The following is a 16,089-nucleotide window of genomic DNA, read 5'->3' on the forward strand; positions in this document are numbered from 1 at the left end:
AACAAGCGATCATGCTCTTGGCTTCACCAAGTTCAATTGCCGTAGAAAGTAACGAAGACATCCACCTCAGTGCAGATGGGCAGATCAACCAAATTGCACAAGGAAGCATTAACACCAGTACGCAAGACAGCATCATCGGACATGCCAGCAAAAAGATCAGTTTATTTGCAGCGCAAGAAGGGGCACGACTGTATGCAGGCAAAGGCAAGATCGAGATTCAAGCCCAAGGGGATGGTGCTGACCTGATTGCAAGAAAGGGTGTGCAGATTATTTCCACGGAAGATACGATTTATATCACCAGTCCGAAAGAAATTAACTTAACTGCAGGTGGTTCGCAGATTAAGTTAAATGGTTCAGGGATATTCCCAACTACAGGTGGGAAGTTTGAAGCTAAGGCTGGACAGCATAAGTTTACTTCACCCGCATCAGTAAATCCTCCAGCTTTAAATTTACCTGATTGCTCAGCAAAGCAAGGACAAGCTGCAGAGTCAGGTTCAGCTAAGGTGATTTTATGAGTGGTTTTTATTTAGCAAATAAGAATAAAAAATGTTCTACAGTTAAAGTCTTTGAAGGTATGAGCGCTCTTTTTGATAGAACTGGTCGATTATTGATTTTAGTTGATGAAACTTTAGAAGCTGATAGTTTTAGTGAGATAAAAAGCTGCTTAAAAGAAGAGAATATTATTTATTTACCTTTAGCTCAGGGGAATAATCCAAAAAATACTAATTTATTTTTTTTGGAAATAAACAAGAAAGATGTACTAGAAAAAGTTGGGAAAGAAATCGCTGAAAAAATTTCCAATAATTTTGAAGTTCAAAATGATAAATATTTAGTACATGGATTTGGGACAAGTATACTTGATAATAATAAAATAAATGAAAAATTCAAAAGTAGTGTGGTCGTTCAAGATCTAAATTCAAAAATTTTATTCCGTTGGTATGATCCTAGAGTTTTGATTTATTTAGATCAAATATTCAAGGAAAATGAGTTTAATAGTTTATTAGATATATTTGAGAGTTGGAATTTTGTACATCCAATGGGGTATTTTAGTTGGTCTAAAAATCATAATAATGGATTGATCTCAAAAAAAATTCATAAGCTATCTCGAGAGCAATCTATAGCATTGGATCTTATTGAAATTAGTAATCTAGTGTACGTTGAAGCGCACAAGAACCATTCTATAGATAGGAAGAATATAAACTCTAAAAATATATTTTTGAATTTATTCACAGCACATGAAGAGCATGAAATTCATAAATATGCTGATTTGTATAGTTATGGTTTGTATGCAGAAATTTTAGGAAGATATTTTTTTCACCATCCATTAGTTAAAAAAGTTTTAGATCAATATTGGATGAAAGATTCAAATGACTATGATTTTAATGAAGCGATGAGTTTAATTGATCAAGATGACTGGATTTCAATAAGAGAAGATGTAAATAATTTAGAGAGAAGCATCCATGGGTAATGAAAAAAGAATTAATACAGTTAGTTTAGAAAATCCTTTAGAACGTGCTAAGGGCGTTAAAGTAGATGCAACAGCTTTAGAAAAATGGATAAAAACAACACAGACAAATCAAAAAGTCATATTAGATCCAAAGCAAACGAAGACTAATTTAGAAAAGGCTGCGCAGAAGAATAAACCATCGCTTGGACCTATACCCAATAATAAAGCAACAGCTGTAGCGAAGGAGAATGCGAAGGAGTGTTCTAACTTTTGTAGGAGTAGTGGATTTAATATCTTGCCCTTACGTTATGCAGTAACAATAGATAAAAAGAAACCATTACCAACTAACCTTGGTCAAAATGTTAAAGATATTAAGATTGGTAAGTTTGGCTATACCACCAAAATTTTAAGCGAAGGATATATTTATTGTTTAACTAAAAGAGCAAAATCTGGATTTAAAGGAAATTGGGCTGGGTATAAAATTACACCACAAGGTTATTTATCGTATTTTGTTGTTGAAAATGGTAAAAACGCACCAGTTAATGTTCCTGAGTTTGCCTGTAACAATCCAAAACACAAGTTTGCTGCATCCCTTATAACAATTGAGTCTAGACCGAGTGATCCTGCAACTAAAGCCTATATTATTTATTCGCATGCTCCTATTAGTGATGCTAAACGAGCCGAATACGAAAAAAATGCGGATACTTTTGTTTCTCAGGGAAAATGGCAAAGCGTCAAGATTGGTGGAAGTGATCAACCACATTGTTTTGGTCTTGCTAATATAGATAAATCAATTTATAACCTTTCTAGTTTAGGCGAAGCTCGAATTAAAAAAATGAAAGAGTTATTTAATACTTATAAAAATGCTTTTACATGTATAGGTTTATACGATGCTATAGGTATTACAAGAGATTTAAATAATTCTAGAAATGAGTTATCTTTTAAAAGTATTAAAACATTTTTGGATTATAAAGATCCTAAAACTAAAATAACTAATGAACATAAGCTTTATACCATGACAACAATCGATGGTTTAGAGCAAGCCCTTCAAAGAAACTTTGTCAGTGTAAAGTTAAAAGCATCAGAATCAATGGATAAAATAAATGATTCAGGTGTAGCTTTGCTCGAACAAGAGTTAGCTCAAGCACAAAAAAATGGAAATTATGTAAAAGTTGAGTATTTAAAAAATAAGATTAAAGAAAAAGAAAAGATTTGGGCGCAAAACAAAGAGAAGTTTGACAATTATTATACTGGCTTAGGTATTCAGAAAGGGACAGATCAGTGGAATAACAAATACAGTAAATTGCTAGATCTTCCAGCTTATAATAACTTTAAAGAAGAATTCACTAATAAATCTGAAAGTTATGAAGCTATAGCATCTAGTTATGCAAATGATCATATTGCATGGTTAGGTTCAAAGTCACTTAGGGATGCTCTCTATGTATTTGATACGAAAATATTGGTGCCGTTTGGATTTTACTATCATGTTCTTGTTAGTGACTTGATGAAAGGAATGAGTGGAAATAGAGTTAGCTATGATTTTTTAACTAAGTGGTTAGTCAAAGATAAAATTGATCAAGAAAATTTATATCTAAAAGCATATTGTTTCAATATAAAAGATATCGAAAATAAATTTGATACGGCAATGAATGAAGGAAAATTGTCTGACTGGGAAAACTCACTTTCTATAGGTAAAGGGTTGGTGGGGGCGTTTACTGCAGCTGATGCCGCATGGGATAATTGGGTCAATAATAAACAGTTACAAGATTCAATGCCGTCACTGCAAAAAACTACGACGGGTTTTGCTTTTCATTGGTTATCTGAGTCAATGAAATATGTCATCGATCGAACTCCGAAAGTTGGGATTAGTGGAAAATATCCAACAGAGTTTGCACGTTGGTTATTTATTTTAAGAGCGAAGACAGGCGCTCTAGCAGATAAATTTGGTATGAATTCTTATTTTTATGGAATTGATTATAAAATTTGGAAAGCTAGTCGCGATGCTAATATAAGTTCTAAAGGTCAAACGACAGCAAAAAAATGGTTTGATTACAGGTTACAAGAAGCAATTGATGATGTCACATCTAGAGCAAATTCAAGTTCAAATCGTGTGGCAGCAATTGTTACGTTTTTTGAGTTCCTTAACTTTATGTTGCAAAGAGAAAAAGCAAATGAGGAAGGTAAAAAAGATTTTGAATTTGTTTCTCAATATAATGCAGCAACGATGAGCTTGTTAGGAGCCTCCTTAGATATGACAGGTTCTTGGTTTCAAGACAGTCGGTGGAATGTCACAGGTGGTCTAAAAGCAGCAGGTGCAATTTTTGCCACAATAGGTGGAGCAATGGGAGCTTGGTTAGATGCAAAATCTTACTCTAAAGAAAATATTTTAGTGTTTAGAGTTATTTTAGCAATTAAAGTTTTATCAGGGTTAGCTACAACATTGGCTGGTACATATATTGCTTTTAGTTATTCTCTAAAAGTAATAAGTAAATATGTAGTATCGAACTCATTAAAAAATTTCTCAGAAAAAATAGCTCGTGGTAGATTATTTCAATTCGCATTATCAGCTGTTGGAAAGTTTAACCTATTAGGTTTAGGGGTTACTGTTGCTGAAATTTTTATTAGAAGATTCTTTTTTGATAATTCTTTGGAGAAGTGGTGTAAGCAGTGCGCTTTTCGTGAAACAGAAAATAACTCAGAAACTTTATTTAAAGATGTTATAGCGGAAAGTAAGGCATTTGAAGAAGCTATACATTCTAATTTAGGATAATTTTAAATGAGAATTATTGAAGGTCAAATTAATAAACTTTTTGTTAGTAAAACAAAATATGATTTTATAAAAAATAGTGGTAAACAAGCAACTATTTCTGCTGCCCTTGGAGCGGCTGTTGGAAGTGCTACATTAGCCTCACAAGCTGTTTTAGTTGCAAATAGTCAATGGGATGTTAAAGAGTGTAGTTTTGAGTTGAATGGAGAAAAATATCAAGGTGTTTTTGAAGATATTTACTTCAATGAAGGGGCTAAATTGATATGTTTAGTACAGGATAATGTCGCTTTAGTTTTAATTGACCCAAAAGATAATAAAATGTATATCCCTGTTGGCACGGGTGAAACTATTAAACAATTGAAAAAAAAATATAGTTTAATAAATCTTTGCTTTTTTATTGTTACTTTTTTTGTAGTATTTTTTTTAAGTGAAGGGTTTATTTATAATATAATTACTATAGTTATATGTATTGCTCTTATATATTTTTTTGTGAGTTTACCAATGTACAAAGCCGAAGAAGGAAAAGGGTATCTTACTGAAAAAATATTAGAATTATTGGGTGTAAATAATATAGATGAGATTAATTTAACTAAAAATTCTTTTGTTGATAAAAATGAACATATGACAAAGTCTTGGGTCATTGAGTATCAAGATGCATTTAAGGAAAATAATCCATATCCAAACGACTATTTTGAGAAAAAATGAAAAATCTTTTTTATTTTTAATTTTAAGCACTCTAATAATTGGTTGTAATAATGACTCTAATGCAAAGAAAACTGCAGAAAATGAGAGTCAGGATATCAATACGCTTATAAAATTAGAAAATTCTTCTGAGATTTTAAATTAGCAACGACCTACGCATCTAATGGTGGCAAGGAAAATTTAAAGAAAGCTTATGAACTTTATAACATGGCAGCAGAACTAGGATCCACAGATGCTATGTTGCAATTGGGTTTATTGCTTAGAGAGGGAAATGAAGTTGTATGAAGAAATGATAAAGCTTCTACGCAATGGTTTATGAAACTAGCTGATAAAGGTGAGGCAGCTGGATTACACAACGTTGGAGTAGCTTACTATAAGGGGCTCGGGGTTGAGCTGGATAAAAAGAAAGCATATCATTATTTTCTACAATCTGCGGAAAAAGGCTTGTTACAGTCTCAAGTGTTAGTTTCAGGTCTATTATATAATGTTGATGGTGTTAACAAGGATTTAGCTGCTTCATTTGAATGGGCGTTAAAAGCTGCAGAGCAAGGTGATTTAGACTCTCAGAATAATGTTGGGTTAGCCTACGAAAGCGGTGACGGGGTGGATAAAGACCCTAAAAAATCTTTTTTATGGTTTAAAAAGGCTGCAGATAATGGACAGGTATTTGCGAATTATAATGTTGCACTAAAATATTATACTGGTAATGGTGTAAATCAAAATCTAGATGAAGCAATAAAATATGCAAAAGTTGCTTTTAAACAAGGTGATGAAGGCGCTTATGAATTACTTTCTGAAATTTATGGTGATGAAGCAAGCTTGAAATATAATCCAGCTAAAGCAGCGCACTTAAAAAAACAATACGAAGAATTAAAGCGTTAAGTTGTATGAGTATTTAGTGGGTTTATAAGTATTTTATAGATTACTTAGAACACTTATTTAATCTCTATTAAATTCTATAAATTCATTGATTTTAAGATCTCATAAGTAGAAGTGGAAATATGAAATCCTATTTTTTCCTCATTTTAAGTATAGTTATTTGGGGGTTATTAGCTTGTGAAAATAGTTCAAAGTCTACAACTCAAAGTACTATTGAATCAATGAAAACTGAAGATTTATATTTAGAGGGCGAGAATTATTATTTAGGTATTAATGGTAAGAATAAAGACTATAAGAAAGCATTTGAAATTTTAAAAAAAGCTGCTCAGAGAGGACATACTAAAGCTCAAATTGATTTGGCACAAATGTACTATGATGGTGTTGGTACAACTGTAGACTATGAACAAGCTTTTTTTTGGCTGCAAAAAGCAGCAAAATCTGGGGAGCCAGCAGCATTGTATAATTTATGAGTAATTTATAAGGAAGGAAAATATGTAAAGCAAGACAATACCCAAGCTTTAAAATATTTTGAGGAATCAACGCAAAAAGGATTCTCGGAGGCTCAATTTGCTCTAGGAACGATGTATTATCAGGGTGATGGGGTGGAAGAGGATGAAGAAAAAGGTATTGGTTTGTATATGGAAGCAGCTAGACAAGGTCATCAACGTGCCAAATTTAATTTAGGTAATTATTATTTGAAGCATCAAGATATTTCCCAAGCACAAAAAATATATGAAGAGTTGGCTAATGAGAATTATGGTATGGCTCAATATAATCTAGGATACATTTATTTAAGTCATTTCAATGATGAAGAAAAAGCGAAACATTGGTTTAAACTTGCAAATTTCAATGGCGTAAAAGAAGCTAAATTAGCGCTGGAAGAGTTAGAAAAATAATTAGACCATATCAATCATCTTTTATTTTCTCATATGGATAGTTTGAAAATAATGAAATTGTAAAAAAAGCCCGAAAGGGCTTTTTTTATTTAAGGTAACTGTTTAATCGGACTTCCACCCAAAGCCTGTAATAATGTCACATAAGCATTGTACTGAGTCTGTTTGGCTTGAACCAAACTCAAACGTGCTTCACGAGTAGTACGCTGGGCATCTATCAAATTCTTCAGCGCAATCGCACCATTCTTATAACGCACTTGCGTGAGTTGTTCCGTTTTCTCAGCAAGCTGAACATTACGTTCTTGTAAAGCGACTTGTTTGTCTATTTCATTGCGTGCAGATAACGCATTTTCAACATCGGCAAAAGCTTTGTATAAGGTCTGACGGTATTGAATAATTGACTTTTCATAATCCAATTCGTTAACACGCAAATCACGTTTCATATCATTCCATTGCAAGAAAGGTAGTGTAAGACCCGCACCCAATATTGCAGCAGGATTAGACAGCACATTACTCAGCGAAGTGCTTGAGCCTCCAGTAGTTATACTACCTGTTAAATTAATCGAAGGGTAATAACTTGCTTTATTGGCATCTTTATTGGCAAGTGCTTTGCGTAAACGTAACTCGGCTGCTTGCAAATCAGGACGGCGCGATAAAAGCTCAGCTGGTAAGCCTGATTGAATTTGCGGTAGGGCAGAAAGTGGTAAGCGCTGTGGCTCCGAGATATTCAACTGTTGCACAGGTTGATTGAGCAATACCGCAAGAGCAGTTCGAGTTTCAACTTTTTGCTGTTCGATCTGGCTTAACGTAGCTTTTTGACTTTGAACAGCTTGTTCAGCTGACGTTAAATCAAGACCTGATACCGCCCCAGCTCGATACTGTGTTTGCACTAATTCATAAGTTTTCTGCGTACTCGCCAAATTTTGTTGAGCCACAGATAGGCGTTCATTAAGATATCCCAATTGCCAATACAATTGTGCAGTTGTTGCAATCAGGCTTTGTGCAGTGGCTTGTAAATCTTGCTCAGTCGCAAGCGCTTCCCATCGAGATGCTTCAGTTTGATTGGCCAATTTACCGAATAAATCCAGCTCATAGCTTAAGCCAGGATAGTTCAGTGAAATACCATTTGAAGAATCACCATCACCATCTAAACTAAAACGATGACCGACCGATGCACCTGCATTGCCAATACGCACACCTTGCTGACTTTCAGATTGCTTGGCTTGAAGGCGTGCTTGTTGCAAATTAATCCCAGCAACAGCTAAATCAGTATTACGGGCAATCACTTGTTCAACCAATTGGTTGAGCTGTGCATCACCAAATAATGTCCACCATTGATCATGAAAAGCCTGTTGGTGGATATTTTGGCTGTGTTGTTGGCTGTTTTGAAAGCCCTGTGGAATATCGACTGCAGGAGCTTGATAAGGCGTTTTCACTACAGCCGCACAACCGACTAAAGAGCCTGTCAATGCTAAGGTCATGAACAGTTTATGAAGTTGATTACGCATAGTTGTACCCTATTATTCTCTTGACAGTGCATCGACAGGATTTAAACGAGCAGCATTTCGTGCTGGGATAAAACCGAATACGATCCCGATTAAACTTGAACAAACGAATGCGGCTATTATTGATGTGGTTGAATACGCCATTTGGAACGTGCCACCAGCAAAGTGTGTAATCAGCTGACCAATTCCCAGTGACAACAACACCCCAAGGATACCGCCTAAAATACAGACCAATACGGCTTCAATCAGGAATTGTTGCAAAATATCGCTTTGTCGAGCACCCACGGCCATTCGTACACCAATTTCTTGCGTTCGTTCAGTGACAGACACCAACATAATGTTCATGACACCGATACCACCAACGACCAAAGAAATCACAGCAATCGCAGAAATGAGTAAAGTCATTGTAGCGGTAGTTTGCTGGATGGTTTCACGAATACTGTCCGCATTTTGTGTGAAGACATCTTGAGTACCATGACGTTGAACTAATAAATTCAAGATTGCATTTTCAGCAGCTGTGCTTGAATATTCATCTTTTACACGAACGATGATGCTTCTCACATTCGACTGTCCAAGCATTCGACTCATGACGGTTGAGTAAGGGAGATAGACATTAAGACTATCTGAATTACCCATTGCACCTTGTTGAGCATCTACGATACCAATAATACGACTAGGTACACTGCCCAATAGAATTACTTGACCAATAGGATCCGTACCATCGCTAAAGAATGTCTTTTGGGTATTGGTATCAATCACAACATCTTGGGCTTGTTCAGTAACACTATGTTTGTCAAATGGTTGACCTGATTTAAACGTTAAACCACGCACATAGAAAAAGTCTTCACTCACGCCATTGACTGTCGTGGATGCCTCTACATCTTTATATCTTCCCGTGACAGAACTATTGACTGAAGGACTTACACCATCTACGTAAGGCTGTTCCGCTAATGCATCAGCATCAGCAGGGATTAAGGTCTTGGCCTGAGAAGATCGGGAGTTATCACCAAAACCACGTCCTTGGTAGACCGTAATGGTATTGGTCCCCAAACTACTAATATTTTCTAAAATTTGTTTTTGTGATCCATTACCAAGTGCGACAACCGAAACGACAGATGCGATCCCGATAATGATTCCGAGCATAGTCAAAAAAGTACGCATTCGATGAGCATTCATGGCCAGAAGCGCCATGCGGAAAGCTTCACCTAAACGGTCTAAAGCTGAACGCCAAGACGATGTTTTCTTTTGCTCAGCACGAATCAATCCTTCACGTTCAAAGCCATCATCAATCTCAGGAACATTGGGTTCATCTGAAATAATATTACCGTCTGAAATCTCAATAATACGAGTCGCATTTTTGGCAACATTGTGATCATGAGTAACGAGAATGATGGTATGACCTTTGGCATTCAGTTCGCGTAAAATACGCATCACTTCAATACCGCTTTTTTTATCTAATGCACCTGTAGGCTCATCGGCGAGAATAACATCACCGCCATTCATCAACGCGCGAGCAATCGAAACACGCTGTTGCTGACCACCTGAAAGTTGACTTGGGCGGTTTTGGGTTTTTTCACCTAGACCTAAATCGGACAAAAGTTGAACCGCACGATCATGGCGTTCAGAAGCATCAGCGCCGGCATAGATCGCAGGGACTTCGACATTACCAGCTGCATTTAAGTCACCAAGTAAATGGTAGCGCTGGAAGATGAATCCGAAATATTCACGGCGTAATTGAGCAAGTTCATCAGGTTCTAGCTCACGTGTTTCGCGGCCCTTAACCTTGTAGCTACCATTGGTCGGTTTATCTAAACATCCTAAGATGTTCATCAGTGTTGATTTTCCTGAGCCTGACTGACCTACAATGGCAACCAATTCTCCAGGATAAATCTCAAGATTTACCCCTTTTAGAATTTGCACAGTAGATTCACCAGCAGGGAATTCACGGGTCAGGTTTTTGACCTCGAGTAGAGGTGTTCTGGTCTGACTCATAATTACATTCTCATTGGACCAGCGCCACCACGTGCGCCACGTTTAGCTGAGTCATTTGATGAGTCAGAGCCATCAGCGATCACCACCTTATCGCCTAATTTTAAACCGCGTAAAACTTGCGCTGTTGCACGGTTATTTAGACCGATAAGAACAGGGGTCGGTTTGGCTGTGCCATCTGATTGAAGTACGCGTACCATAGCCATGGAAGCTTTACCTTGATCGACTAATGCCTTTTCCTCAGCGGTTAATTCTAAACGCTTAGGACGATCAGCTGATGAACGTTCGGCACGCCCTTCACCACGAGCTTGTTCATTACGTTCTTGGGCATTTGAACCCGCATTTGCACCACGCTGGCGAGCAGGACGATTAGAGCTTTGAACAGCAGAAGATGGAATAGTCAGTGCATTCTTTACTTCATCTAACACGATATAAACTTGTGCAGTCATATCAATACGCAATTTTCCATCTTCATTAGGAACATCGAATAGAGCGTTGTAATACACAGCTGTACTTGATGAAGATGAATTTGAGTTGTTGGTTTCTGTATTGATTGAGTTAGGTGCAGGTTCAACTTGACGCAGTGTTGCGTAATGCTTTTTCTCGCTATTACCTAAAGTAGTGAAATAAACAGTTTGACCTTCCTCAACACGCATAACATCTGCTTCAGAAATTTCAGCCTTAACCGTCATGGTGTCAAGTTTTGCTAATTTCACGATGGTTGGCGCGCTTTGATTCGCGTTCACTGTTTGACCTTCTTCAGTCACAATTGCCACAATTGTGCCATCCATCGGAGCAACGATACGGGTATAGCCTAAATCTTCTTTAGTCGTAGCCAGTGATAAACGAGATTGCTCGATTTGAGCATTCATCGCGACGATATCGGCTTGAGCAGTTTTATAACTTGCTAATGCGGACTCATATTCGGCACGAGAAGTTGCATCTTGGGCATACATGGCTTTTTGGCGATTATATTCCGCCTCAACTTTAGTCAGATTTGCTTGTTTGACTGCCAATTGAGCCAACTGATTTTTAATGCTGGCTTCAGCTGTTTTTAGATCATTTTCCTGACGAACGGAATCGATTTGAGCAATCAGTTGACCTTGTTTGACTTGATCACCCAGTTGTACATACATTTTTTTCACCTGACCTGAAACCTGTGCACCAACGCTAACCATTTTGGTCGCTTCTAATACACCTGTTGCAAGGACAGAGTTTTCAATATCACCACGTGTCACTTCAGCGGTAATCAACTGAGGTTGCTCATCTTTAGGTTTAAAGAAATACCAAGCTAGAGCGATAGCTGCAATCGTAATGATCGCGATGATAATCAATTTCGTTGGTTTTATTTTTTGCATGGCGATATTGAAAAATGACGGAAATTAAAAGAATTATAATGATGAAATAAGGATAAAAAGTGTATTTTTCTTAAATAAAATCAATAATCATTTTTATAGTTATAAATAGACCTTGCTCGTTAACTAAGCAAACAAGGTTTTTCCACATAATTCAGCAATGGCTTGTTGCATGAGGTGTTCTGGATTTTCATTATTTTTGCCTTTGATGGCAGCATCGATTCTTAATAGCAATTGTGGCCATGTGAGAAATTGCTTGGGATTAAGACGTCTCAAGGCTTGTTGATAAAGACTGACTTTGGTTTTCCAGATGCCGAGTTGTAATGCATTTTGTGGTTGCTCAAAAAGTTGCATCAGTAAGCGCATTTCTTTGCTTACCGTCCATAATACTAAACTGTGTGGTTCGCCAGCTTCGACTAAATATTGGTATATTTTGATCGCTTGACTTAGGTTGCCTGAAATTAATGCATCGCTTAAGTCAAAAGTGGTATAGCGTGATTGATCTTGTAAGCATTCGAGCAAATGTTGCATTTCAAGATGCTGTACATCGGGGAACGTGTCTGCCAGACGCATTAAGCTGTTTTTAGCAGCCAATAAATTATGTTCGTGGTGGACTTCGAGCCATTGCCATGCATCTTGGCTCAGTTGAATCCCAATTTTATCAGCTTCTATGCTGAGTATACGCTGACGATCTTGCACATAAGTTGCTGTAAGAGGAACCAAGACGCCATTGGCTTCAATCGTTTGAAAAAACGCCGACTTTAAGCTACTGCTATCTTGCTTAGGCATAATGATCAACAACAAGTTGTGTTCATTATGCTGGATATAATGCTTGAGTAACTTTAACGCATTGGCATCTGGCTTAATGTTACCATGGACCTCTACTGCGAGATTTTGTGAAAAAAGAGAAAGGCTGTTGAGTGCATTAAATACATTTTTCCAATCAGCAACGCTTTGGATGTCATAGCGTTCTCTTTCCACGTGATTGATGATCCAACTTTGACGGAAAGCATCTAAAAGATTTTGCTCAAGTAAAGGTTCTTGACCATGTAATACCCATGCACCACGTGCTTCATTTACACGTTTTAATGCTTGTAGATAATCTAACTTCATTCTGAGTTACGGATTTTCAGAGGCAGTAGGTTCAAAAGTTTGTTGCACAGGTAACAGTACATTTGCTTCTGCTTTTGGCAGACGGTTTGCAGCAATTTGACGAGAGATCTGTTGAGCGACATCGTCAATTAAGATTTCACTGAGATATTTATTTTGTTGATCATCTGTGTTCACGGTTGCAACATTATATTGATATGTACGTGTCGCAGTTAAAGTTCGAGGTTTTGTCACCAAGTTACCTTGACGATCTTCGATTTGGAAAGTCACAGAAAGTCTGAGTAGAACTTCAATGAGTTTGCCGTTGAGCTCATGGCGAATTGGCTTATAGTCAATGATACGCAATACATATGCATCGTTAGAGTTACTTAGTTGCACACCTGCAGCAGTGAGATAAACACTGAGTTTACGCTCTAAATCAGAAGTATTGGCAGGGAGTGCTAATTCAAGCTTTGTATAAGCCAGTGGCGTTGAAGTTGGATTGGTCCCTTTTAGATGAAATCCACAGCCGACCATAGTTGCGCTTAAGCCTAAAGTTAGAACAGCAATAGCTAAACGTTTGCTCAAATGCATTGTAGATCCTCTGTGTATTTCCTGAGACGCAGGATAAATTTTGAATATTCTGATTGTATGTGCAAAGCCCGTTGACTGGCAACGGGCTTTGTTTGGGAATTGTGAAATCCTTATATTCCCCTCCTTTTAAAAGAGGTGAGAAGCAATGCTTCGCAAGGGAGATTAAATCCCTCCAAACCTCCCTTTCTTGCGCTTTGATCTAAAGCTGTGCTTTATATCTTACTCAGGGAGGCTTTAAGGTTCTTAAACCACCAAATTCACTAATTTATTCGGAACAACGATTTCTTTCTTGGTTGGACCTGTTAAGAATTGTTGTACTTCAGGCAATGCTTTTGCTTGCGCCAGAATGTCATCTTTCGATGCATCGACAGGCACTTCAAGTTTGCCACGAAGCTTACCGTTCACTTGAACCACAATGGTTTGTGTATTACGTGTTAATGCAGATTCATCCACTTGAGGGAATAATGTTGCATTTAACTCGATACCAAACTGCGCCAATAACGTTTCACTTAAATGCGGTGCAAATGGAGCAAGTAAAGTTAGAAGCGTTGTAATAGACTCACGTGCTACAGCAACATCGTTATCATCTTTCGCTTCAAACTTATTGTTTGCATTCAGAAGTTCCATCATCGCTGCAATCGCAGTATTAAATGCATGACGACGTTCAATGTCATCACCCACTTTTTGGATGGTTTCGTGAGTCTTACGACGTAAGTCTTGCGCAGCAGTTGAAAGCGCAGCTTTATCAATCTCTGATGCAGTATTACCTTGTTCAAGGAAACCAGTTGCCAAGCGCCATACACGTTTTAAGAAACGGTTAGCACCTTCCACACCTGCATCAGACCATTCAAGTGATTGATCAGGTGGTGCAGCAAACATCATGAATACACGTGCAGTATCTGCGCCGTATTGGTCAATAATCGCTTGTGGGTCGATACCGTTATTTTTCGATTTCGACATTTTTTCTTGACCGCCAACGATAACGTCTTGACCATCTTCTTTATATTTCGCAGAAGTGATACGACCTTTTTCGTCTTTCTCTAACTCGATGTCAGCAGGATTGAACCACGTTTTCTTACCTGATTCAGATTCACGGTAATAGGTATCAGCAAGTACCATACCTTGCGTTAACAAGTTGGTGAATGGTTCGTTACCTTGTACTACACCTTCATCACGCATCAATTTGTGGAAGAAACGTGCATATAACAAATGCAGAATCGCGTGTTCAACACCACCGATGTATTGGTTTACAGGAAGCCAAGTTTGACCCGCTTCAGGTTTAACCATACCACCAGTAAAGTCAGGAGATGCATATCGCGCATAGTACCAAGATGATTCTACGAATGTATCAAGTGTATCTGTTTCACGACGTGCGTCGCCGTTACAGCTTGGACATTTCGTTTCATAGAATTCAGGCATCTTGTTGAGAGGGTTACCTGAACCATCTGGTACAACGTCAGTTGGAAGTACAACAGGAAGTTGATCTTCAGGTACTGGCACTTGACCACAAGTTGGGCAGTTAATCATTGGAATTGGACAACCCCAATAACGCTGACGAGAAACACCCCAGTCACGTAAACGGAATTGAACTTTTACATTCGCAAGACCTTGTGGTTCTAATTTTGCTAAGAATGCATCAAATGCACCTTGGAAGTCTAAACCGTCAAATTCGCCTGAATTGACCAATTTACCTTCTTTTGAGCCGTACCATTCTTGCCATTCTGTCGCAGAGAATTCAGCATCATCAGCGCCTTTGGCATCAATGACTTGCTTAATAGTTAAGCCATACTTATTGGCAAATTCGAAGTCACGTTCATCGTGTGATGGAACCGCCATCACCGCACCTGAACCGTATGACATCAATACATAGTTTGCGATCCAAACAGGAACTTCTTCGCCTGTGACAGGGTGCTTCACAGAAAGACCTGTTGCCATGCCTTTCTTCTCAGCAGTGGCAAGATCTGCTTCTGCCACTGAACCCATACGGCATTCTTCGATAAATGCAGCCAATTCAGGGTTAGTTTCAGCAGCTTTAAGCGCCATAGGGTGTTCTGCTGCAACAGCAACATACGTCACGCCCATTAAGGTATCGGCACGCGTGGTAAAGACTGTTAAGCCATCTGCATAAATTTCAGGATTTGCTGAAGGGAAGGTAATTTCCATACCCTGTGAGCGACCAATCCAGTTACGTTGCATCGTAAGGACTTGTTGTGGCCAACCGTCTTTGAGTGTGTCTAAATCGTCAAGTAATTCTTGCGCATAGTCAGTGATGCGGAAGTAGTACATTGGAATATCACGTTTTTCAACCAAGGCACCTGAACGCCAACCACGACCATTTTCTACTTGTTCATTTGCAAGTACAGTTTGGTCTACAGGGTCCCAATTTACCGTTGAAAGCTTACGGTAGATTAAGCCTTTTTTATAAAGCTGAACGAATAACCATTGTTCCCAGCGATAATATTCTGGTGTACACGTTGCAAATTCACGATCCCAATCAACCGCAAGACCTAATTTTTTAAGCTGATTACGCATGTAATCGATATTTTCAAAGGTCCATTTTGCAGGTGCAACTTGGTGTGCAATCGCAGCATTTTCAGCAGGTAAACCAAACGCATCCCAACCCATAGGTTGTAATACAGTTTCACCTTTTAAACGGTGGAAGCGGCTGATCACATCACCAATCGTGTAGTTACGTACATGACCCATATGCAGTTTGCCACTTGGGTAAGGGAACATCGAGAGGATATATCGACGTGGACCTTCTACAGTGTCGGCAACTTTAAAGGCTTTGCGAGATTCCCAGTCCTGTTGAACTTGGGGCTCAATCGCACTGGCTTGGTATTCAGAGTCAATGTGAGTAGTCATATAC

The 16,089-nt window shown here is 38.1% G+C and carries 13 protein-coding genes; 7 read left to right on the plus strand and 6 right to left on the minus strand.

The features are described 5' to 3' along the window. From AC1M9F_RS12445 to AC1M9F_RS12475, 7 genes are all read left to right on the plus strand, one after another. On the plus strand, nt 1–515 hold a 515-nt coding region (locus tag AC1M9F_RS12445), incomplete at its 5' end, for a DUF2345 domain-containing protein (RefSeq protein ID WP_481597918.1). Then, nucleotides 512–1,468 (plus strand): hypothetical protein, encoded by a 957-nt coding sequence (locus AC1M9F_RS12450; RefSeq protein ID WP_481597919.1) that lies wholly within the window; start codon nt 512–514, stop codon nt 1,466–1,468. The genes AC1M9F_RS12445 and AC1M9F_RS12450, both read left to right, overlap by 4 nt. Continuing rightward, the gene (locus AC1M9F_RS12455; protein WP_481597920.1) at nt 1,461–4,217 is read left to right on the plus strand and encodes a T6SS effector BTH_I2691 family protein; all 2,757 of its coding nucleotides are present in this window, start codon (nt 1,461–1,463) and stop codon (nt 4,215–4,217) included. The genes AC1M9F_RS12450 and AC1M9F_RS12455 overlap by 8 nt, the downstream gene beginning before the upstream one ends. A 6-nt stretch (nt 4,218–4,223) precedes the next feature. After that, entirely contained in the window at nt 4,224–4,919 is a 696-nt protein-coding gene (locus AC1M9F_RS12460) for a hypothetical protein (protein WP_481597921.1), read from the plus strand. 312 nt (nt 4,920–5,231) lie between these two features. Then, nucleotides 5,232–5,798: a tetratricopeptide repeat protein gene (locus tag AC1M9F_RS12465; RefSeq protein ID WP_481597922.1), complete on the plus strand. Its 567-nt coding sequence runs from the start codon at nt 5,232–5,234 to the stop codon at nt 5,796–5,798. A 119-nt stretch (nt 5,799–5,917) separates the two neighbouring features. Beyond that, on the plus strand, nt 5,918–6,265 hold the full coding sequence (locus AC1M9F_RS12470; protein WP_481597923.1) for a tetratricopeptide repeat protein: 348 nt from the start codon (nt 5,918–5,920) through the stop codon (nt 6,263–6,265). A gap of 3 nt (nt 6,266–6,268) precedes the next feature. Continuing rightward, entirely contained in the window at nt 6,269–6,691 is a 423-nt protein-coding gene (locus AC1M9F_RS12475; RefSeq protein ID WP_481597951.1) for a tetratricopeptide repeat protein, read from the plus strand. A gap of 89 nt (nt 6,692–6,780) precedes the next feature. Here the strand turns inward: AC1M9F_RS12475 and AC1M9F_RS12480 are convergent, their stop codons facing one another. The 6 genes from AC1M9F_RS12480 to leuS form a co-directional block, all read right to left on the minus strand. After that, the gene (locus tag AC1M9F_RS12480; protein ID WP_481597924.1) at nt 6,781–8,196 is read right to left on the minus strand and encodes an efflux transporter outer membrane subunit; all 1,416 of its coding nucleotides are present in this window, start codon (nt 8,194–8,196) and stop codon (nt 6,781–6,783) included. Between the two features lie 12 nt (nt 8,197–8,208). After that, on the minus strand, nt 8,209–10,185 hold the full coding sequence (locus AC1M9F_RS12485; RefSeq protein WP_481597925.1) for a MacB family efflux pump subunit: 1,977 nt from the start codon (nt 10,183–10,185) through the stop codon (nt 8,209–8,211). Nucleotides 10,186–10,187: 2 nt separating this feature from the next. Continuing rightward, the gene (locus AC1M9F_RS12490; protein WP_481597926.1) at nt 10,188–11,540 is read right to left on the minus strand and encodes a MacA family efflux pump subunit; all 1,353 of its coding nucleotides are present in this window, start codon (nt 11,538–11,540) and stop codon (nt 10,188–10,190) included. A 123-nt stretch (nt 11,541–11,663) separates the two neighbouring features. Next, the gene (gene holA / locus AC1M9F_RS12495; RefSeq protein ID WP_481597927.1) at nt 11,664–12,650 is read right to left on the minus strand and encodes a DNA polymerase III subunit delta; all 987 of its coding nucleotides are present in this window, start codon (nt 12,648–12,650) and stop codon (nt 11,664–11,666) included. A 6-nt stretch (nt 12,651–12,656) separates the two neighbouring features. Next, on the minus strand, nt 12,657–13,220 hold the full coding sequence (locus AC1M9F_RS12500) for an LPS-assembly lipoprotein LptE (protein ID WP_035270158.1): 564 nt from the start codon (nt 13,218–13,220) through the stop codon (nt 12,657–12,659). A 243-nt stretch (nt 13,221–13,463) separates the two neighbouring features. Continuing rightward, nucleotides 13,464–16,085, minus strand: a complete 2,622-nt coding sequence (gene leuS / locus AC1M9F_RS12505; RefSeq protein ID WP_481597928.1) for a leucine--tRNA ligase — start codon at nt 16,083–16,085, stop codon at nt 13,464–13,466. Nucleotides 16,086–16,089: the final 4 nt, after the last annotated feature.

The sequence above is a fragment of the Acinetobacter sp. ANC_7504 genome, from assembly GCF_056779995.1.

Coding starts and splice junctions, on each gene's coding strand:
- AC1M9F_RS12450 (WP_481597919.1), top strand. CDS start 512: ATGAGTGGTTTTTATTTAGCAAATAAGAATAAAAAATGTTCTACAGTT.
- AC1M9F_RS12485 (WP_481597925.1), bottom strand. CDS start 10,185: ATGAGTCAGACCAGAACACCTCTACTCGAGGTCAAAAACCTGACCCGT.
- holA (WP_481597927.1), bottom strand. CDS start 12,650: ATGAAGTTAGATTATCTACAAGCATTAAAACGTGTAAATGAAGCACGT.
- AC1M9F_RS12465 (WP_481597922.1), top strand. CDS start 5,232: ATGAAACTAGCTGATAAAGGTGAGGCAGCTGGATTACACAACGTTGGA.
- AC1M9F_RS12480 (WP_481597924.1), bottom strand. CDS start 8,196: ATGCGTAATCAACTTCATAAACTGTTCATGACCTTAGCATTGACAGGC.
- AC1M9F_RS12500 (WP_035270158.1), bottom strand. CDS start 13,220: ATGCATTTGAGCAAACGTTTAGCTATTGCTGTTCTAACTTTAGGCTTA.
- AC1M9F_RS12470 (WP_481597923.1), top strand. CDS start 5,918: ATGAAATCCTATTTTTTCCTCATTTTAAGTATAGTTATTTGGGGGTTA.
- AC1M9F_RS12455 (WP_481597920.1), top strand. CDS start 1,461: ATGGGTAATGAAAAAAGAATTAATACAGTTAGTTTAGAAAATCCTTTA.
- leuS (WP_481597928.1), bottom strand. CDS start 16,085: ATGACTACTCACATTGACTCTGAATACCAAGCCAGTGCGATTGAGCCC.
- AC1M9F_RS12460 (WP_481597921.1), top strand. CDS start 4,224: ATGAGAATTATTGAAGGTCAAATTAATAAACTTTTTGTTAGTAAAACA.
- AC1M9F_RS12490 (WP_481597926.1), bottom strand. CDS start 11,540: ATGCAAAAAATAAAACCAACGAAATTGATTATCATCGCGATCATTACG.